This is a genomic window from Microbacterium protaetiae (genome assembly GCF_004135285.1).
GTDB lineage: Bacteria > Actinomycetota > Actinomycetes > Actinomycetales > Microbacteriaceae > Microbacterium > Microbacterium protaetiae.
In genome coordinates, this window is the sequence record NZ_CP035494.1 from 227,664 (window position 1) to 246,385 (window position 18,722).

Annotated in this window: 16 protein-coding genes; 4 read left to right on the plus strand and 12 right to left on the minus strand. The window is 70.0% G+C overall.

Annotated features, from left to right (window positions below; all coding sequences use genetic code 11):
- Positions 1–58: 58 nt before the first annotated feature.
- From ET475_RS01040 to ET475_RS01070, 7 genes are all read right to left on the minus strand, one after another.
- Positions 59–2,077 carry an oxidoreductase gene (locus tag ET475_RS01040; protein ID WP_207205382.1) on the minus strand — a complete coding sequence of 673 codons (2,019 nt, stop codon included), beginning with the start codon at positions 2,075–2,077 and terminating at the stop codon, positions 59–61.
- Between the two features lie 7 nt (positions 2,078–2,084).
- Entirely contained in the window at positions 2,085–2,927 is an 843-nt protein-coding gene (locus ET475_RS01045; RefSeq protein ID WP_129385208.1) for an SDR family oxidoreductase, read from the minus strand.
- Positions 2,924–4,123 (minus strand): acyl-CoA dehydrogenase family protein, encoded by a 1,200-nt coding sequence (locus ET475_RS01050; protein WP_129385210.1) that lies wholly within the window; start codon positions 4,121–4,123, stop codon positions 2,924–2,926. Before ET475_RS01050 ends, ET475_RS01045 begins: the two co-directional genes overlap by 4 nt.
- On the minus strand, positions 4,068–7,142 hold the full coding sequence (gene aroA, locus ET475_RS01055; RefSeq protein WP_129385212.1) for a 3-phosphoshikimate 1-carboxyvinyltransferase: 3,075 nt from the start codon (positions 7,140–7,142) through the stop codon (positions 4,068–4,070). The genes ET475_RS01050 and aroA overlap by 56 nt, the downstream gene beginning before the upstream one ends.
- Before the next feature lie 119 nt (positions 7,143–7,261).
- Positions 7,262–7,759, minus strand: coding sequence for an HNH endonuclease (locus ET475_RS01060; RefSeq protein WP_129385214.1), 498 nt, complete (start codon positions 7,757–7,759; stop codon positions 7,262–7,264).
- A 306-nt stretch (positions 7,760–8,065) separates the two neighbouring features.
- Entirely contained in the window at positions 8,066–8,956 is an 891-nt protein-coding gene (locus tag ET475_RS01065) for a M23 family metallopeptidase (RefSeq protein WP_129385217.1), read from the minus strand.
- A 222-nt stretch (positions 8,957–9,178) separates the two neighbouring features.
- The gene (locus tag ET475_RS01070) at positions 9,179–9,880 is read right to left on the minus strand and encodes an iron-dependent transcriptional repressor DtxR (protein WP_129385219.1); all 702 of its coding nucleotides are present in this window, start codon (positions 9,878–9,880) and stop codon (positions 9,179–9,181) included.
- A gap of 105 nt (positions 9,881–9,985) precedes the next feature.
- On the opposite strand from ET475_RS01070, the gene serC reads away from it, so the two are divergent.
- Positions 9,986–11,104 (plus strand): phosphoserine transaminase, encoded by a 1,119-nt coding sequence (serC, locus tag ET475_RS01075; protein WP_129385221.1) that lies wholly within the window; start codon positions 9,986–9,988, stop codon positions 11,102–11,104.
- A 15-nt stretch (positions 11,105–11,119) separates the two neighbouring features.
- On the opposite strand, the gene ET475_RS01080 is transcribed toward serC, so the two are convergent.
- Together ET475_RS01080 and ET475_RS01085 are read right to left on the minus strand one after the other, a co-directional pair.
- Positions 11,120–11,779, minus strand: coding sequence for a DUF3027 domain-containing protein (locus tag ET475_RS01080; RefSeq protein WP_129385223.1), 660 nt, complete (start codon positions 11,777–11,779; stop codon positions 11,120–11,122).
- Positions 11,763–12,143 carry a cold-shock protein gene (locus tag ET475_RS01085; RefSeq protein WP_129385225.1) on the minus strand — a complete coding sequence of 127 codons (381 nt, stop codon included), beginning with the start codon at positions 12,141–12,143 and terminating at the stop codon, positions 11,763–11,765. The genes ET475_RS01080 and ET475_RS01085 overlap by 17 nt, the downstream gene beginning before the upstream one ends.
- 119 nt (positions 12,144–12,262) lie before the next feature.
- Between ET475_RS01085 and ET475_RS01090 the strand changes: the two genes are divergently transcribed.
- Genes ET475_RS01090 through ET475_RS01100 form a run of 3 tightly spaced genes read left to right on the plus strand, consistent with a single transcriptional unit; the run spans position 12,263 to position 15,943 of the window.
- The gene (locus ET475_RS01090) at positions 12,263–12,529 is read left to right on the plus strand and encodes a multidrug ABC transporter ATPase (RefSeq protein WP_129385227.1); all 267 of its coding nucleotides are present in this window, start codon (positions 12,263–12,265) and stop codon (positions 12,527–12,529) included.
- Positions 12,530–12,536: 7 nt separating this feature from the next.
- Positions 12,537–14,270 (plus strand): helicase-associated domain-containing protein, encoded by a 1,734-nt coding sequence (locus tag ET475_RS01095; RefSeq protein ID WP_129385229.1) that lies wholly within the window; start codon positions 12,537–12,539, stop codon positions 14,268–14,270.
- Positions 14,271–14,299: 29 nt separating this feature from the next.
- Positions 14,300–15,943 (plus strand): DNA repair helicase XPB, encoded by a 1,644-nt coding sequence (locus ET475_RS01100; protein WP_129385231.1) that lies wholly within the window; start codon positions 14,300–14,302, stop codon positions 15,941–15,943.
- A 7-nt stretch (positions 15,944–15,950) separates the two neighbouring features.
- On the opposite strand, the gene ET475_RS01105 is transcribed toward ET475_RS01100, so the two are convergent.
- The 3 genes from ET475_RS01105 to ET475_RS01115 are packed head-to-tail and all read right to left on the minus strand — an operon-like array spanning position 15,951 to position 18,717.
- Positions 15,951–16,604 carry a pyrimidine reductase family protein gene (locus ET475_RS01105; protein WP_242497716.1) on the minus strand — a complete coding sequence of 218 codons (654 nt, stop codon included), beginning with the start codon at positions 16,602–16,604 and terminating at the stop codon, positions 15,951–15,953.
- A complete protein-coding gene (gene folP, locus ET475_RS01110; RefSeq protein WP_422879952.1) occupies positions 16,601–17,494 on the minus strand; it encodes a dihydropteroate synthase in 894 nt (297 codons plus the stop codon). The genes ET475_RS01105 and folP overlap by 4 nt, the downstream gene beginning before the upstream one ends.
- Positions 17,494–18,717, minus strand: a complete 1,224-nt coding sequence (locus ET475_RS01115) for an NAD(P)/FAD-dependent oxidoreductase (protein ID WP_129385235.1) — start codon at positions 18,715–18,717, stop codon at positions 17,494–17,496. Before ET475_RS01115 ends, folP begins: the two co-directional genes overlap by 1 nt.
- Between the last annotated feature and the right edge of the window lie 5 nt (positions 18,718–18,722).

Genomic DNA, 18,722 nt, shown 5'->3' on the forward strand with positions numbered 1-18,722 from the left:
GGCGGGCGCGAGGCGACGCGCCGACGCGCCGGCGCACGCGCGCGCAGCGCGCGATGCGTCAGCGCCCCGCCGCGCGCGCCGCGGCATCCCCGGCGCGCAGCCCCTCTTCGAATGCGGCGACCGCGTTCAGCCCGGCGGTGTTGCGCGCCCCGCCGACGACGGTGTGCGCGATGCCCCGCGACGCCAGCTGCCCGGCCAGCTGCGCGCGGGGCGTCTGCCCGGCCGCGATCACGACGACGTCGGCCTCGATCAGCTCCTCAGTCCCGTCCACCTCGACCCGCACGCCGCTCGGCTCGATCGCCCGATACGTGACGCCCGTGAGCGTGCGCACCCCGCGACGGCGGATCTCCTGCACGGCCGCCCAGCGCGTGGTCACGCCCATGCCCGCCCCGATCGCGCCCGTGCGGCGCATGATGGTCACGCGCCGACGCGGTGCGGGCAGCGCTCCCACCCGCAGACCGTGCTCGATGAGAAAGCGGTCGGGGCCGGCATCCACCCCTTCCACGAGCAGATGTGCGAGATCGACGGCGATCCCGCCCGCGCCGATCACCGCGACCCGTTCGCCGAGCCGGGCCGCCTCGGCGAACGCCTGCACATAGTCGACAGCGCGCTCGACTCCCGGCAGCTCCACGCGCCGCGGCACGACTCCGGTGGCCACCACCACGTGATCGAAACCAACCAGCTCTTCGGCCGTCGCCTCGTGCCCCGTGCGCACGTCGACGCCGAGCTCGTCGAGCACGCGGGCGAACGAGCGCGCGTTGGCCGCGAAATCGCTCTTGCCCGGCACGGCTCCCGCCAGCAGAAACTGACCACCGATGGCATCGCCGGCTTCGAACAGCGTGACCTGCGCCCCGGCGAATGCCGCCGCCCGGGCCGCCTCCATCCCTGCCGGCCCCGCCCCCACGACCGCGATCCGGGTGCCACGAGGGCGGGATGCCGCAGCCAGCGGGAACTCGAGCTCGCGCCCGGCGCGCGGGTTGACCGTGCACGAGACCGGCTCCAGACCGAACGAGCGGTCGATACACGCCTCGTTGCAGCCGATGCACGGGTTCACCGTCGCCTCGCGCCCCGCGAAGGACGCGGCGACGATGTGCGGATCGGCCAGGAACGGCCGCGCCATCGACACGATGTCGGCCTCGCCCCCCGCAAGCACCCGTTCGGCCTGCGCAAGAGTGTTGATGCGGTTCGAGGCGATCACCGGCACAGTGGCTCCCGCCGCCGCCAGCGCTGCGCGGATGCGCGCCGACACCTGTGTGAAGGCGGCGTGCGGCACCATCGACTGCACGGTGGGCACGCGCGACTCGTGCCATCCGATCCCCACATCGACCGCGTCGGCACCGGCGTCGGCGAGCGCCACCGCCAGCGCGTCGACCTCGTCGGGCGTCGACGACCCCTCGACCAGATCGGCCCCCGAGATGCGCACGAGCACCGGGGCGCTGCCGACGGCCGATCGCACGGCGCGGGTCACCGCGACCGGGAACGCGCACCGCCGGGCGGCATCCCCTCCCCAGGCGTCGTCGCGCAGGTTCGTCACGGGCGAGGCGAACTGATTGAGCAGGTACCCCTCCGACGCCATGATCTCGACGCCGTCGAAGCCGAGGCCGATTCCGATGCGGGATGCCGCGGCGAAATCGGCGATCGTGGCGGCGATCCCCTCGTCGTCCAGGGCGATGGGCGTGGCATCCGAGAAGCGGCTGTACACCGCCGACGGGGCCACCGGCGTCAGCCCGAACGCCCTCGGCAACGCATACCGCCCCGCATGGAACAGCTGCAGCGCGATCCGGCCGCCCGCCTCGTGTACGGCCTGCACCACCGTGTGCCAGGTGCGGGCGAACTCCGGCTCGGCGATGACGCCGTACCCGGCCCCACCGGCACCGACCCGGCTCACGGCCGCCCCGCCGGTGATGATCAGCCCGGCCCCGCCCCGCGCCCGTTCCGCGTAGAAGGCCGCGAGCGCGGCGGGGTCGCCCCGCTCGCGGTTCAGATGCATCGAGCCCATCAGTACACGGTGCGGCAGGGTCAGCGTGCCCACGCGCACGGGCGTGCGCACCCTCGGGTAGCGACGGGGGGATGCCACGGCTCGGTCAGTCGCGTGTGGGGCGCGGCGGCAGCCCGAGCGGGTCGGTCGTGTCGTGCCAGTAGGGGGGTGCGGCCACCGTCATGCCGCCGTCGACGACGATGGTGTGCCCTGTGATGTACCCGGCCTTCTCTGAGAGCAGAAACTCGATGGCGTTCGCCATGTCGGCCACCGTGCCGGGCCTGCCCAGCGGAATCGCGTCGATGACCTTCTGCATCGGTGCCATCCCGGGCATCGAATAGAAGTACTCGAGCGAATCCGAGTCGATGAGCCCGCCGTTGACGCCGTTGACCGTGATGCCGTAACCGGCGAACTCCACCGCCATGAAGCGGATGAACGACTCGACGGCAGCCTTGTACGACCCCAGCGCCGCATAGGTGGCGAACGCCCGCATGCTGCCGTAGCTGGAGACGGCGACGATCCGGCCGCCGCGGTCCATGAGCTTGACGGCCTCTTGCGCGCCCAGCACGAACGGACGCAGGTTCATGGCGTACGAACGGTCGAGGTGGTGCGTCTTCAGATCGGTGATGCGCTTGAACGCGGCCGCAGCCGCGTTGTTGACGAAGAAGTCCAGCCGTCCGTATGCGTCGGCCGTGGCGTCGAAGAGCCGCGCGATGTCTTCGGGATTCTCCATGTCGGCGCGCACCGCTATACCGTCGCCTCCGCGCCGCCGTGCTTCGGCGACGACCTCCTCGGCGAGCTCGGCGTTGGTGCGGTAGTTGACGACCACCAACGCGCCCTTGCTGGCCAGCTCGAGCGCGAGGTGGCGGCCGATCCCCCGCGACGATCCGGTGATCACGGCGACCCGGCCCGAGTATTCTCCGGCGTCGTCGGTTTCGGGCGTGGTCATGCGTCCTCCTTGTGCTGTGCCGCGCGGGCGAACACGTCGCGCGCGACCACCGTCTTCTGAATCTCGTTCGTGCCCTCTTCGAAGCGCTGCGCACGGGCGTCGCGGTAGACGCGTTCGATCGGCGAACTCTTCCAGTACCCGACGCCGCCGTGCACCTGCAGGGCTTTGTCGGTGACGCGTGTGAGCATGTCCACCGCCGTCATCTTGGCCATCGACGACAGTGCGGGGGCCTGCGGTGCATCCCGCTCCCACTCCCGGGCCGCATGCAGCACGAGCTGCTTGGCCGCCTGGATGTCGGCCTCGTTCTCGGCGATCATGAACGATATCGCCTGCCGTGATGAGATCGGCTTGCCGAACGTGACCCGCGTGGTCGCATAGTCGACGGCCAGTTCCTGCGCGCGCTCGGCCAGGCCCACACAGCTCATCGCCACAGAGATGCGGCTCGGGGTGAGAAAGCCCCCCAGCGCTATCTGCAGCCCGTCGCCCTCTTCGCCCACGCGCTGGTCGACGGGCACCGGGGTGTCGGTGAAGCGCAGACTCGCGTGATCGGTGCCGTGCACGCCCATCGTCTGCGAGGTGTCCTCCACCTCGACACCGGGCGCGTGCCGGTCGACGAGCAGCGCGACCACTCCGTCCTTGCCGGCGCTGCCCTCCAGCCGTGCGAACAGCAGCCAGTAGTCGCAGTTCACGCCGAAGGTGATCAGGTGCTTGCGGCCGCTCAGAAGATAGCTGTCGCCCTCGCGGCGCACTGTGCAGCTCAGGTCGGCGCCGGTGCCGTTGCCGGGCTCGGTGAGGGTGAAGGCGACCAGGATGTCGCCGGCGACCATCGGCACGACGAACTTCTCGCGCTGCGCAGCACTCACGTGCGGGTTGATGGCCCGCCACGTGCCGTTGAGCACGTGCACCAGCATCCTTATCGACGCATGCGAACGGGAGAAGACCTCCATCAGCCCCATCCACTGGCTGAAGGCGAGCCCCCGTCCGCCCAGCTCACGGGGTGCTGCCATGCTCAGATAGCCGCGCTGCTTCAGCTGGTCGAACAACTCGCGCGGAACCGTCCCGGTCGCCTCGATCTTCTCGGCCCACTCCTCCCCCGGTCCGCGCACCCAGCGGGTGACTTCTTCGACGAGCGCGTCGTATTCAGGCTGTTCTATTCGGCTTCCACGTCCGTCGAGCGTGACCGGGATGCTGGTCATCGAGGGGGTCCTCCTTGTCGGTGTCGGTCAGGGTGGTCAAGCGCTGCGGCTTGAGCGTGGCGGCGCGTTCGCGCAGCAGGAACTTCTGCACCTTGCCGACGGCGTTTCGCGGCAGGCTGTCGACGATCTCGAGGCGCTCGGGCCAATAGCTCTTGGACACCCGGTTGTCGTCGAGGTAGTTCTGCAGCTTCGTGAAGCTCAGCGTCGCACCCGGTACCAGGACGGCGAAGGCGCAGGCGCGCTCCCCCAGCCGCTCATCGGGCATCGCGACGATGGCGACGTCATCGATGGCCTCGTGCCGGTACAGCAGCTGTTCGATCTCGGAGACCGGCACCTTCTCTCCGCCGCGGTTTATCACGTCGCGCACGCGACCGGTGATGTGCAGGAATCCGTCGTCGTCGATCACGGCGAGATCGCCCGTGCGGTACCAGCCGTCGGCGGCGAAGGCTTCGGCGCTCAGATCGGGACGATCCAGATACCCGCCGAAGACGGTCGGCGAGGTCAGTTCGAAGTTGCCCTCAACACCGGCGGCGACGAGGTGCCCGTCGTCGTCCACGATCCGCAGCCGCACATCGCGCAGCGCTTTGCCGTCGGTGCCCCACGCCTTGCCTGCCGGATCCGCGGGTGTCGACAGTGCTGCCAGCCCCGTCTCGGTGGTTCCGAACGCGCCGCACACGGCCGTTCCCAGCACCCGGGTCGCCCGTTCGGCCAGTGCCCGCGGCACCGCGGCGCCGGTCGCGACGAAGATGCGCAGTGCACGCGGGGCGGGGGCGCCGGCTTCGACCTCGCGCACAAGGTCGGTCAGAAACGGTGTGGCCGCCTGCACGAAGGTGCCCTCCCATGCCTCCAGGATCTCCAGGGCCTGCCGGCCGTTCCACACCCGTTGCACGATCTCGGGCACGCCGAGCACCCAGGCCAGCCACATTCCGTACAGGAAGCCGGTCTGGTGCGCCAGCGGCGAGGGGATGTAGACCGAGTCGGTCGAGTTCAGCGGCAGCTGCTCGATCTCCATCCAGGCCGCCCGGCTCAGGCTCTCGTGCGTGTGCAGCACGCCCTTGGGCTCGCCCGAAGTCCCCGACGTGAAGAGCAGCTGGGCGGCATCCTGCGGCGCGGGCGCCCGTGCGTCGAGGGCCGCCCGATCCACCGTGACCCAGGCCGAGGCGCGGTGCCACGCGTTCCAGGTGACATCGGGGTTGTCGCACGGCGGCAGTACGTGAGCGACCCCGGGGGTCAGGTGCATGACGAGCACGTGTTCGACGGCCAGCTCGGAGGCCTCGGGCCCGGCGAGGATGTCGGCCAGTTCGTGGTCGTGCTGACGCCCGCGGAAGTTGTCGGCGACGATGACGAGCTTCGCGCCCGAGCGCTTCAGCGCGAACGCGACCTCGCGCTGCCGGAAGATCGGCATGATCGGGCAGATCACGGCGCCGATGCGGGATGCCGCGGCGGCGGCGACGACGAATCCCGAGCAGTTCGGCAGCTGCACGGCCACGCGATCGCCGGACTGCACGCCGAGTTCGATCAGCAGGGCCGCCGCTTTGTCGACGGCATGGTCGAGCTCGGACCACGTCATGCGCGTGGTGCGGTCGGGCGCGGCATCCACCAGGGCCAGCGAGTGCGGCCGCTCGTCGGCCCACCGGCGGATCCATTGTGCCCCGGTGATACGCGCGGCCTCGTCGGCAGTGCCGGCGGGCGGGCGACGTCGACCGGTCGGGCGCGCCGGCCCCTTCTCCACCTGCATGTCCACGTGCAGATCTGCCATCGCGTCGAGGAACTGCGGGTACGAGATGCGGTAGGCGTTGGGAAAGGTGAGGGTGGATCGACCGGATGCCGCCGAGGCGGCCACGGCCAGCGACATCAGCACGCGATGGTCGTTGAACGACGACAGGTGCGCGCCGCGCAGCTGCGGCACGCCACGCACCCGCAGGTCGGTGCCGTCGAAGTCGAGCTGCGCGCCCATCTCGTTCAGCTGCAGCATCGCGTGCACCCGGTCGGACTCCTTCAGACGCACGTGCTCGACATTGTGGAAGACGCTCTCTCCCTCGGCGAACGCCGCCATCGTCGACAGCACGGGGAGCATGTCGGGCACGGCGCGGCAATCCACCTCGGTGGCCTGCAGCCGGGCACCGTCGTGGCGCACCCGCACCGCGCCGGCCGCCGCATCCACCTCCATCGGCAGACCCATCGCGCGGACGATCCGCAGGAACTCGGCTTCGGGATGATCCACGTCGGCCGGGTCGATGCTCGGCAGTCCGGTCAGCACGACATCGGCGGGCCGGATGCCGGCCACGGCCAGCCCGAAAGCGGCCGAGCCGATGTCGGGCGGCAGCTGCAGGTCGGCGGGGTGCGCGACCTGGCCCGGCGCGATGTCGTACCGACGTCCGTCCGCCGAGACCGCCACATTCAGGCCGAACTGGGCCATCATGCGCACGGTCAGATCGACGTAGCTGCGCTCGTTGAACGGGCCGTCCACGATCACCGTGGTGTGTGCCGCGGCGAAGGGCGCTATCAGCAACAGAGCCGAGATCCACTGCGACAGGGTGCCGGCGATGTGCACCGTGCCCCCGGTCGGCCGGCCGTGCCGCACCTGAATGGGCGGGCAGTCGGTCGGTGAGCTGACATCCACCCCCAGCTCCCGCAGCGCGCGCAGCAGCGGCCCGATCGGACGCCGGTCGAAATACTTCTGACCCGTCACGAGCACGTCGCGGTCGGCCAGTGCTGCCAGGCCGACCATGAAGTACAGGGTCGTTCCCGAGCTGCCCACCGTGACATGATCGCGCCGCGGCCGATAGGCGCCGCCATGCACGACGAAGGTGTCACCCTCGATCTCGACGGTGATACCCAGCGCACGCAGCAGATCCACCGTGTACTGCACGTGCCGTGCATCGCTGAGCCCGGTGATGCGGCTGGTGCCGGGTGCGAGCGAAGCCAGGATGAGCGCACGATGCGCGTGGTACTTCGAGTTGGGTACCCGGACGGTGCCGTGTACTCGCGCCGTGCTTCCTGCGACCGACAGATGCATGAATCACCCTCCTGTCCGGTACGGGCCGCCCGACCACCGCGCATCGGCGGCAACGGCGGAGCCCGCCAGCAGCGAACATACTCTTCTCGGGATGCGAACGCAGACCCCGCCGCAGGGTGTCACGCCGCGAGTGCGAGATACGGCTCCCAACAGGGATCGGTGCGCTCCGTGCCTCGGATCGACCACGACGGTCCGTGCGGCGGACGCGGCGCGAAGCGCAGCCGCCACGACATCTCCTGCGGTGTGCGGTCACCCTTCACGTTGTTGCAGCGCTGGCAGCAGGCGACGAGGTTCTCCCAGCTGTCGGCCCCGCCACGCGAGCGCGGCTGCACGTGGTCGATCGTGGCCGCGTACCCTCCGCAGTACGCGCAGCGGAAACCGTCGCGCCGCAGCACCCCGCGGCGGGTCACCGGTACACGACCCGACTGCGGCAGGTGGACGTATCTGGTGAGGATGATGACTGCGGGTCTGTCGAACGATCCGCCGGCGGCGAGCACCGGATTGTCCTCGTCGCGCTCGATGATGGCCGCCTTGTCGTTCATCACCAGGACCAGAGCCCGGCGAAACGACACGACCGCCAGCGGCTCGTATCCTGCGTTCAACACCAGTGTGCGCATCCGTCATCCTCACGATCGGTCCGAAACGGCTTTCCGGACGGTCGGGTTCGAAGACGTCTCGTTCCCCGCGCAGGGATGAAAAAAGCGCCGTCTACAGACGGCGCCCGCACGCCGCACGCAGGGTGCGGCATCCGCTCTCATGATGCCGGAGAACGAGCAGCCCGAGCGCATCCATGGTGCGGATGCGGGGTGTGCACACGTTCATCGGCGTCCCTTTCGCGAGGATCTCGGCGTCCGGGAACAGATTAGCCCCGCCACGGCGAGGGTGGGGTCGCCGGCGCGCGGCGGCGTGTCGGAGCGGATGCCTCAGCCGGCGTTGGCGCGCAGCCAGGCCAGCGGGTCGACCTTGGTGCCGTTGAACCAGACCTCGAAGTGCAGGTGGTTCGCTGTGGACTGGCCGGTGCTGCCGACCAGGCCGATGAGCTGGCCGACCTTGACCTTCTGACCCGAGACCACCTGGCGGCTGCCGTAGCGCATGTGGCCGTAGAGCGTGGTGATCTTCTTGCCGTCGATCACCGTCTCGATGGTGATCGCCACGCCGTAGCCGTAGTACCCCTCGCTCGAGACCTTCACCGTGCCCGAGGTGGCCGCGAAGATCGGGGTGCCCCCGTCGGTGAGCAGATCGACGCCGTCGTGCTCGCCGCCGCGGGCGCGGAACCCGTCGCCGATGTGGTTGATCTTGGCCAGCGGCCAGCGGATATCGCCACTGCCGGGCCCGGTCAGGCTCAGATCGACGCTCTGCGCGGTGTACGAGGCGACGCGCGCGGCAGCCTTCGCGCGGGCGGCTGCGGCTTCCTTGGCCTTCTTCTTCGCAATCTCGTCGGCCGTGGTCGCCGAGTAGCTGCTGCGACTGAGCTCGGTGGATTCGTGCTCGGATGCCACCACGAGCGACTGCGCGTCGGCGGCGGCCTGCTGCTGCACGGTGCGCGCCTCGGGGGCGCCTTGCCCGGCGGCGGCGAAGGCCGGGATCGCGACCGACCCGACCAGGGCGGTGATCACACCGAGAACCGCCACTCGGCTGCCCGCCGAGCGGTGCTTTTTCACCGACCCGGCTCGCGTCGCCGATGTGGTCGCCGGCGCCGTCTTCGCGCGATGCGAGACGGGTGCGGCAGCCGCCGCGGCGCGCAGGCTGCGTCGGGAACGCGTCACTGCGGTCGGCTCGTCGTGGTCGGTGGTCGAGTCGTGCTGTTCAGCCAAAAGCTGTCCTCCGTGACCTCCGCATCCGGCCGGAACCGGTTACGGGCTCGTCGGGATGCGGGCAGAGGAATCGGGATTCCCCGGCGATGTGGACTGCAGAAACGACGAGCCGGTGAGGCGATCCCTGCAGACATCCACCGACCGGCTTCTAGCCGGCGGACTGTTCGAGGCTACCCGAAGGTAACGAATAAGTCACGCTCTCGAGCCGGTGGGTGGGCGCAATCAGTCGGTCTCGTCGACCAGGAAGATGTGCGAGGCGACCTCGACGGGCAGCTCCAGGCCTTCGATGTTGCCGTCCATCTGCACCAGCACATAGCCCTCGCTGTACTGGTATTGGCCGGTCGCGCCCGGCACGACCCCGGCCTCGCGCAGCTGATCGAGCAGTTCGGGGTCGACCTGCGCCGGCTCGGCGAGGCGCCGCACGGTGCCGCGAATCGGCCCGCCGTCGGCGTCGAGCTTGCGCACCAGCCCGACGACGCCCTGTTCAAAGGTCATCGAGGCCACGCCCCCCAGCTGATCAAGCCCCGGGATCGGGTTGCCATAGGGCGACTCGGTGGGGTGACCGAGCAGATCGACCAGGCGACGCTCGACCTGCTCGCTCATCACGTGCTCCCAGCGGCAGGCCTCTTCGTGCACATAGGCCCAGTCCAGACCGATCACATCGGAGAGCAGTCGTTCGGCCAGTCGGTGCTTGCGCATGACGTCGACGGCTTTGGAGCGACCCGAGTCGGTCAGCTCGAGGTGGCGATCATCGGCGACGATGACCAGCCCGTCGCGCTCCATGCGACCGACGGTCTGCGAGACGGTGGGTCCGGAGTGGCCGAGGCGCTCGGAGATGCGTGCACGCAGCGGCACGATGTTCTCCTCCTCGAGTTCGAGGATCGTGCGCAGGTACATCTCCGTGGTGTCGATGAGGTCTACCATCGTCTCCTCCGCCTCCGTAGACCTCCTAGCCTACCGGCGGCCCGGCGGCCCGTCGCACGCCGTCACACGTCGGGGCGCGGCATCCCGCCGCCGTAGAATCGCTGCATGGCCCACGTCACTCTGCCCAGCGAACTTCTGCCCGCCGACGGACGCTTCGGGTGCGGCCCGTCAAAGGTGCGCCCCGAGCAGGTGCAGGCGCTCGCAGGCCCGGGTGCCGCCATTCTCGGCACCTCGCATCGCCAGGCTCCGGTGAAGAACCTCGTCGGCAGCGTGCGCGCGGGCCTGGCCGAACTGTTCCGGCTGCCCGACGGGTACGAGATCATCCTCGCCAACGGCGGGTCGACCGCCTTCTGGGATGCCGCCGCGTTCGGCCTGATCGAACGGCGCGCGCAGAACCTGCAGTTCGGCGAGTTCGGCGGCAAGTTCGCCAAGGCCGCCGCCGCTCCCTGGCTGGAGGCGCCCGACGTGCGCACGGCCGAGCCGGGAACGCGCGCGCGGTTCGAGCCGGTGGCCGGCGTTGACGTGTACGGCGGCCCGCACAACGAGACCTCGACCGGCGTGGCCGCGCCTATCGAGCGCGTGCACGGCGACGAGGGCGCGCTGACCGTGATCGATGCGACAAGCGCCGCCGGCGGCATCGACTTCGACGTGACCCAGACCGACGTCTACTACTTCGCCCCGCAGAAGAACTTCGCCTCCGACGGCGGCCTGTGGTTCGCGGCGGTCTCGCCCGCGGCCATCGAGCGCATCGAGCGCATCGCGGCGACCGACCGCTACATTCCGGCGTTCCTCGACCTGAAGACGGCCGTCGACCAGTCGCGGCTGAACCAGACCCTGAACACGCCGGCGGTGTCCACACTGCTGCTGATGGACGAGCAGGTGCGCTGGATCAACGGCAACGGCGGACTGGCATGGGCCGGTGCCCGCACGAAGGAGTCCTCCGACGCGCTATACGCGTGGGCCGAGGCATCCGCCTACGCCACGCCCTTCGCCGCCGATGCCGCCGACCGTTCACCGGTCGTGGTCACGATCGACTTCGATGAGTCGGTGGATGCCGCGGCCGTGGCCGCCTCGCTGCGCGCCAACGGCATCGTCGACACCGAGCCGTATCGCAAGCTCGGGCGCAACCAGCTGCGCGTCGCGACGTTCGTGGCGATCGAGCCCGACGACGTGCGTGCGCTCACGCGCTGCATCGACTACACCGTGGAGCGCCTCGCGCAGTAGCGCGAGAGCGCCCGGTCACTCCCGGTCGGCGTCCTCGTCGAGGTCGTCGTCATCGGACTCCTCGTCGTCGGCCTCGTCGTCGGCATCGTCGTCGTCTGAATCCTCGTCGTCTGCCGACTCGTCGAGCTCGTCGATGTCGACGCCGTCCACATCGCCCGCGTGCAGAATCGGCGAGCCGTCCTCATCGAAATCCGCCGCATCCAGATCATCGACGTCTTCAAGGTCGTCCTCGTCGAAGTCGAGGTCTTCACCGGACTCGTCGTCATCGGAATCGTCGGCGTCTGAGGAATCTTCGTCTTCGGCTGCCGCCTCGGCGGTCGCCGTCTGCTGTGCCTGGTATTCGGCGAGCCGCACGGCCCACGGCACCCATTCCGGTGCCAGAAGCGCCTCGTCGCCGGGCAGCAGCTCGACCTCGAGCACCGTGGGTTCGGCGCCCTCGACTGCGGCCACGCTGACGGTCCAGAACCACCCCGGGTACCCGGGCATCCGGTTGGTGAAGCGCAGCGAGACCACGCCGTCGGACTCGACGGTGTAGCCGGCCGGCTCACCCACCGCCGCCGGGGTGGTCACCTCGTACAACGCGGCGCGGGCGAGATCGTGCGCGGCCAAGAGCCGGTCGTCGGCAACGACGCCGGGCGTCTCGGAGGGCCCCGGGGTCTCAGGCATCGAAGTCATCGGCCACCTTGCGCAGGAGGGCGGCGATCTTGCGGGACTGCCCGCCCGAGGGATACCGGCCGCGGCGCAGGTCGCCGCCGATGCCGTCGAGGAGCTTGACGAGATCTTCGACGATGACGGCCATATCGTCGGCCGGCTTGCGGGAACGCTTGGCAAGGCTCACCGGCGCCTCGAGCAGCCGAACCGACAGTGCCTGGGGTCCACGGCGTCCGTCAGCCAGCCCGAACTCCACGCGTGAGCCCGCCTTGACCACGGCTCCCGCGGGCAGGGCCGTGGCGTGCAGGAAGACATCCTGACCGTCGTCAGAGGAGATGAAGCCGAAGCCCTTCTCCTCGTCGTAGAACCTGACCTTGCCGGTGGGCATGAGTACCTCGCACGAACACGGCGCGCGCCGGAGGGCGCGCGAGCTGAGTGGAACGAAAAGGACCCGCAGGTCCCGCCACCAAGACTACGGCACGCCGAGCGGCGAGTAGGCTGAAAGCGATGAGCGCGCCCACTCCGTCCGGAGACGTCCCGGTTCGCCGGATCGACCGGATCCTGTCCTTCACAGCCCTCGGGCTGCTCGTGCTGTCCGTCGGCTGCTTCTTCGCGATCATGATCGGCTCGGCGATGCACGCGAAGTTCGATCAGGGCGCCTGGCCGGCGGTCGGCATCGCCGTCTACATCGGTCCGATCCTGGCGTTCCTGATGATCCTCGCGGTCATCATCATGAGCTTCGTGCGAAGGGCGCGAGCGAACAAGGCGCGCTGAGACCCACGTGGCCCACACTTCCGATGAACGCGCGCTGGCGACCCAGCTGGCAGGTATCGAGCCCGAGGCGCTCGCCCGGCTGCTGCATGCGCGCGGGGTGCCCGCCTCGGTCGGATGGCACGACTGCTTCGACGCGGCAGAGGCGCTGCTGGATGCCGCATCCATCGACCGTGCGCTGACCCGCCTCGCGCGTCCGGTGCTGCAGGCATTGGATGCCGCAGCCGGCGATCCTGTCACCGGCGACGCACGCGTTCCCCTGGAAGAACTCGCGCTTGTGCGCGCCGACGGCCGCGCGTTCGCGGTCGTGGCCACCCGGCTCGGCGAGGCGCTCACGACGCATCCGGAGGCCGTCGCCACCGGCTCATCCCCGGGCGATCCGGCCCGCGCAGACGAACGTCATGCGGCGACGGTCGCCGAGCAGGTGGCGGCAGCGGTGCGCACCCTGACCGACGTCGTGGCGCTGAGCCGCGACCAGCCGCTGACCGTGACCGGCGCCGGCGCTGTCACCGCGGTCGACCGACGGCGACTGCTCGACGCCCACATCGTGCAGACCGCCACCGAACTCGACGACCTGCTCGCCCTGGCCGATGCGGCCGGGCTGCTGGCCCTGGCCGGGCGCGAATGGCTGGTCACCGACGTCGGCGACGCCTGGCTGCCCGGGGGCCTGGTCGCACGCTGGGCAGCGGTGGCCACGGCGTGGCGCGATGCGCTGCCGGCGGCTGTGCGCACCCTCGGCGACGGGTACCTGCCGCCGGGGGCATGGAGCGCACTGCTCCCCCTCGACGACGACTGGCCCGCCCATGTCGAACTTCTCCGCCGGCGCGCCGAACGCTGGGGACTGTACGACCGTGACGGTGCCGAGCCTGCCTGGACGACGCCGCTGCGCGCGGGCGGTGACCCCGAGCTGGCCGCGCTGACACCGCTCGTTCCCGACGAGATCGACAAGATCTACCTCCAGGCAGATCTGAGCGCGATCGCGCCCGGGCCGCTGCGATCAGGGCTCGACTTGCGGTTGCGCACCATGGCGATCCGCGAGTCGGTGGCCCAGGCATCCACGTACCGGTTCAGCGCCGATTCACTGGCGGCTGCCATCGCCGGCGGTGAGGATGCGGCATCCCTGCGCGCCTTTCTGTCCGAACTGTCGTTGACCGGCATTCCGCAGCCCCTGGAGTACCTCATCGACCAGGCCGAGGCACGGCACGGACTCATCCGGGTCGGAACCGACGTGTCGGGTCGCACGCGGGTCACCAGCGCCGAACCGCGTCTGCTGCACACTCTCGCCGTCGACCAGGCGTTGCGCGCGATCGGGCTCGTCCGCGATGACGACGCCCTCGTCTCGCGCGTCTCGCGCGATGCGGTGTTCTGGACGCTCGCCGATGCCCGCTACCCGGTGATAGCAGTCGACGAGATCGGGCAGCCGGTGCCCCTGCATCGACGCCGCGCCCCGCTGACGGCCGCCGCGCGGTCCGAGCCCTGGGCGGCGCTGCTGCCGGTGGCCTCGGAGCTCATCGCACACTCGGGCGGCGACGCCGACCGTGCCTGGCTGCAGCGCGAGCTCGACCAGGCGGTGCGCGCCCGCAGCGAGATCGTGGTGACCGTGCGGCTGCCCGGCGGCGATGAGCGGGAGTTCGCGATGGAGGCCAGCGGTCTGGGCGGCGGACGCCTGCGCGGACGCGACCGCGGCGCCGACGTCGAACGCACGCTTCCGGTGTCGAGCATCGTGGCCGTGCGGCCCCGGTAGGCCGCAGCGCCCGGGTAGAATAGACCCTTATGTCCAACGGCCCCCTCATCGTCCAAAGCGACCGCACAGTGCTGCTCGAGGTGGCGCATCCCGACGCCGAGACCGCTCGCCACGAACTGGCGATCTTCGCCGAGCTCGAGCGCGCACCCGAGCACATCCACACCTACCGCATCACGCGGCTGGGTCTGTGGAACGCCCGTGCCGCCGGGCACGAGGCCGATGACATGCTGGCGACGCTGGACCGCTGGTCGAAGTTCCCGGTGCCGCCGTCGGTGTCGATCGACATCCGCGAGAGCGTGAACCGCTACGGGCGGCTGGTCATCGAGCGCGACGACGAAGGACTGTTGGTGCTGCGGTCGACGGATGCCGCGGTGCTGGCCGAGGTCACCAAGAACAAGCCCATCCAGCCCCTGCTGATCGGGCACCCCGCCCCGGACGCCTACGTGATCGACGCGTGGGCGCGCGGGGCCATCAAACAGGAGCTGTTGAAGATCGGCTGGCCCGCCGAAGATCTCGCCGGCTACACGCCGGGAACCCCGCATCCCATCGATCTGGTCGAGAACGGGTGGCACCTGCGGCCGTATCAGCACACCGCCGTCTCCACCTTCACCGGCGGCGGCTCTGGCGTGGTCGTGCTGCCCTGCGGCGCCGGCAAGACCCTCGTGGGCGCCGGGGCGATGGCCGAGACGAAGACGACCACGCTGATCCTGGTGACCAACACCGTCAGCGCACGGCAGTGGCGCGATGAGTTGCTGCGCCGCACCACGCTGACCGAAGAGGAGATCGGCGAGTACTCGGGGCAGATGAAGGAGATCAAGCCGGTCACCATCGCCACCTATCAGATCCTCACCGCAAAGCGGAAGGGCCAGTATGCGCACCTCGCCCTGCTGGACGCCCTGGACTGGGGCCTGATCGTCTACGACGAGGTGCACTTGCTGCCGGCCCCCGTGTTCAAGCTCACCGCCGATCTGCAGGCGCGGCGCCGGCTGGGTCTGACCGCGACGCTCGTGCGCGAAGACGGCCGCGAGGGCGATGTGTTCAGCCTCATCGGCCCCAAGCGATTCGATGCGCCCTGGAAGGAGATCGAATCGCAGGGCTTCATCTCCCCCGCCGTCTGCTACGAGGTGCGGGTGGATCTGCCCGAGGGCGATCGGCTCGAATATGCGGCATCCGCCGATGAAGACCGCTACCGTCTGGCGGCGACCGCCCCCGCGAAGATCAGCGTGGTGCGCGACCTGGTCGCCCGCCATCGCGGTGAGCGCATTCTCGTGATCGGCCAGTATCTCGACCAGATCGACACGCTGGCCGAGGCCCTCGATGCCCCCAAGATCACCGGGCAGACCCCGGTGGATGAACGCGAGCAGCTGTACCAGGCATTCCGTGAGGGCAGCATCGAGCTTCTCGTGGTCTCGAAGGTCGCCAACTTCTCGATCGATCTGCCCGAGGCATCCGTGGCCATTCAGGTGTCGGGGTCGTTCGGCTCACGGCAAGAAGAGGCCCAGCGTCTCGGGCGGCTGCTGCGCCCGAAGGAGTCGGGGCACACCGCGAGCTTCTACACCCTCATCGCGCGCGACACCGTCGACCAGGACTTCGCCCAGAATCGCCAGCGGTTCCTGGCCGAACAGGGCTACAGCTACACGATCCTCGACGCCGACCAGCTGGCCGCCGCCTGAGCCTGGCTCACCGCGCGTAGCGCAGGAACACGAACCCCTCGTCGTCGTGGCGCACCCCGCGCAGGGCGAACCCGCGGTCGACCTCGGCCGCTCCCTGCGTGATGCGCCCGGCGACGCCGCCGACCAGCCGCGGCGATGCCGTCAGGCACAGCTCGTCGGCGAGGTCGGCATCCAACAGCGAGCCGAACAGGTGCGGGCCGCCCTCGCAGAGGATCTGCGGCATGCCCCGACCCGCCAGCTCACGCACCATCGCCGGCAGCTCGACGGATTCCTGGCCGCACACCAGCACGTCGGCCACGCCCGCCAGCGCCGCGCGACGGCTCGGTGGCGAGGCCGCCGAAGTCACCACCAGCGGCCGGGCTGCGGCGCCGGCGAACACCGCGTCATCGGGTGAGAGCTCGAGCCGCGCGCTGACGATCGCCACGCGGGGGGCCACGCCGGCATATCCTTCGGCACGAACGGTGCCCGCCCCGATCAGCACGACGTCGGCCAGCTCGCGCAGCACCTGCATCAGGCGGCGATCGGTGTCGCCGCCCAGCGTCCCGCTGCGCCCGCGGAGGGTGACGGCGCCATCGGCCGACGACACGAAGTTCAGCCGCACCCGCGGCGTCTGCCGGTCATCGAGCGCATACGCGCGCCGCAGCTCGTCGTCGGTGATCACGTGTTGCCCTCCGGCCGGGTGTTGTGCAGCACGAACGCCGGTTCGCGCCACCCCAGGATCGCCTCGACCATCCGCAGGGCGTCGACGGTTTCGGCGACGTTGTGCGCGCGCACGATGCGTGCACCCTGCGTCGCGCAGAACACGGCCGCCGCCAACGAGCCCGAGAGCCGCCCGTCGCGGGGACGGTCGAGGGTCTCGCCGACGAAGTCCTTGTTCGAGAGGGCGACCAGCATCGGCAGGCGGAACGCCGTCAGCTCGCCCAGCCGACGGGTGAGCTCGAGCGAGTGCCGGGTGTTCTTGTTGAGGTCGTGTCCGGGGTCGATGACGATCCGCTCGGGCGGCACTCCGTGCGCGAGGGCGAGATCGACCCGCTCGCGCAGGAACGCCACCACCTCGGCGACCACGTCGTCGTAGTGCGGCTGCGGCAGCTGTGTGCGGGGAGCGGCCAGGCTGTGCGCTATCACCAGCGTCGCCCCGGAATCGGCGACCACATCGGCCATCGCGGGGTCGTGCACGCCGGTGGTGTCGTTGATCACCGCGGCGCCTGCCGCGATGGCCGCTTCGGCCACCGCCGGCTGAAATGTGTCGACACTGACCGGGCCCGCCGGTGCGAGTGCGCGCACGACGGGAAGAACCCGTGCGAGCTCTTCGTCGACGGGCAGTGGCGGTCCCGGAGCGAACTTCACGCCGCCCACATCGACGAGATCGGCGCCCGCGTCGAATGCCGCCGTGCCCGACGCAACCGCCGCCTCGAGCCCGAACGTGGCACCGTTGTCGTAGAACGAGTCGGGGGTGCGATTCACTATCGCCATGACGGCGATCCGCCGCGAGAAGTCGATCTCCCTCTCCCCCAGACGCCGCACCGGCGTCGTCAGAGCCGGCTCGACGATCACGCGGTGACCAGACTGTCCAGGCTCACCTCGGTGTCGGCAAGGGCACGCGGGTCGATGCCCGCGCCCGAACGGATCAGCTGCTGCACCGTCTCGTTGACATCCCAGATGTTCACGTTCATGCCGCCGACCACGCGCGCGCCCTGCATCCAGAACGCGATGAACTCGCGCCGGGCCAGGTCGCCGCGAATGACCAGTTCGGCATCGCGCATCAGCGGCGGAAAGCCCGACAGCTCCATCCCCAGATCGAACTGGTCGGTGTAGAAGTACGGGATCATGTCGTGCGCGGCATCCTGTCCCAGCATCGCCTTGGCCGCCACCGGACCGGCGCCCAGGGCATTCGCCCAGTGCTCGCTGCGCAGCCGATGCCCGAGCACCGGATGCAGGGCGTTGGCGACATCGCCGGCCGCGAACACATCGGTCGCGCTCGTGCGCAGGGACGCATCGGTGAGGATGCCGTTCTCGACGTCGATGCCGGCGGCTTCGGCCAGAGCGGTGTTGGGGATCGCCCCGACGCCGATGAGTACCAGGTCGGCAGGCACGCTCTGCCCATCGACGACCACACCGGTGGCCCGGTCGGTGCCCTCGATGCTTTCCACGTTCACCGAGGTGCGCAGATCGACGCCGTTCTCCTCGTGCAGCCGGCGGAAGACGCCTCCCATCTCGTCGCCGAGAGCCACGGCCAGCGGAATCGGGTCGCGCTCGAGGATCGTCACCTCGTTGCCGAGCTGACGCGCCGTGGCGGCCACCTCCATGCCGATCCACCCCGACCCGATCAACACGAGCTTTGCGCCACCGGCGCCCAGCCGTGCCTTCAGCGCCTCGGAGTCGTCGAGCCGACGCAGCATGTGCACGCTGGCAAGATCGTGCCCGGCGATCGGCAGCACGCGCGGCGACGAACCGGTCGCCAGCAGCAGCTTGTCGTAGTTCAGCTGCGTGCCATCGTCGAGGTCGACGGTGTGCGCATCGGGATGCACCGCCGTGGCGCTTGTGGCGGTACGCACGTCGATCCGCTGCTCGCGGTACCAGTCGTCAGGGTGCAGGATGACCGCGTCGAGTCCTTCATCGCCCTTGAGAAAGCCCTTTGACAGTGGCGGGCGCTGGTAGGGAGTGTGTGCCTCGTCGGTCACCACGGTGACCTCGCCGTCATATCCCTCGCTGCGTAGCGTCTCGGCGGCGGTGCCTGCGGCCAGGCCTCCTCCGATGATGACCATGCCAGCCATGATGG

What these genes read in the sequence shown, in the direction of transcription:
- ET475_RS01045 (WP_129385208.1), bottom strand. Translation starts at nt 2,927, where the DNA reads ATGACCACGCCCGAAACCGACGACGCCGGAGAATACTCGGGCCGGGTC.
- ET475_RS01050 (WP_129385210.1), bottom strand. Translation starts at nt 4,123, where the DNA reads ATGACCAGCATCCCGGTCACGCTCGACGGACGTGGAAGCCGAATAGAA.
- aroA (WP_129385212.1), bottom strand. Translation starts at nt 7,142, where the DNA reads ATGCATCTGTCGGTCGCAGGAAGCACGGCGCGAGTACACGGCACCGTC.
- ET475_RS01060 (WP_129385214.1), bottom strand. Translation starts at nt 7,759, where the DNA reads ATGCGCACACTGGTGTTGAACGCAGGATACGAGCCGCTGGCGGTCGTG.
- ET475_RS01070 (WP_129385219.1), bottom strand. Translation starts at nt 9,880, where the DNA reads ATGGTAGACCTCATCGACACCACGGAGATGTACCTGCGCACGATCCTC.
- serC (WP_129385221.1), top strand. Translation starts at nt 9,986, where the DNA reads ATGGCCCACGTCACTCTGCCCAGCGAACTTCTGCCCGCCGACGGACGC.
- ET475_RS01080 (WP_129385223.1), bottom strand. Translation starts at nt 11,779, where the DNA reads ATGACTTCGATGCCTGAGACCCCGGGGCCCTCCGAGACGCCCGGCGTC.
- ET475_RS01085 (WP_129385225.1), bottom strand. Translation starts at nt 12,143, where the DNA reads ATGCCCACCGGCAAGGTCAGGTTCTACGACGAGGAGAAGGGCTTCGGC.
- ET475_RS01090 (WP_129385227.1), top strand. Translation starts at nt 12,263, where the DNA reads ATGAGCGCGCCCACTCCGTCCGGAGACGTCCCGGTTCGCCGGATCGAC.
- ET475_RS01100 (WP_129385231.1), top strand. Translation starts at nt 14,300, where the DNA reads ATGTCCAACGGCCCCCTCATCGTCCAAAGCGACCGCACAGTGCTGCTC.
- ET475_RS01115 (WP_129385235.1), bottom strand. Translation starts at nt 18,717, where the DNA reads ATGGCTGGCATGGTCATCATCGGAGGAGGCCTGGCCGCAGGCACCGCC.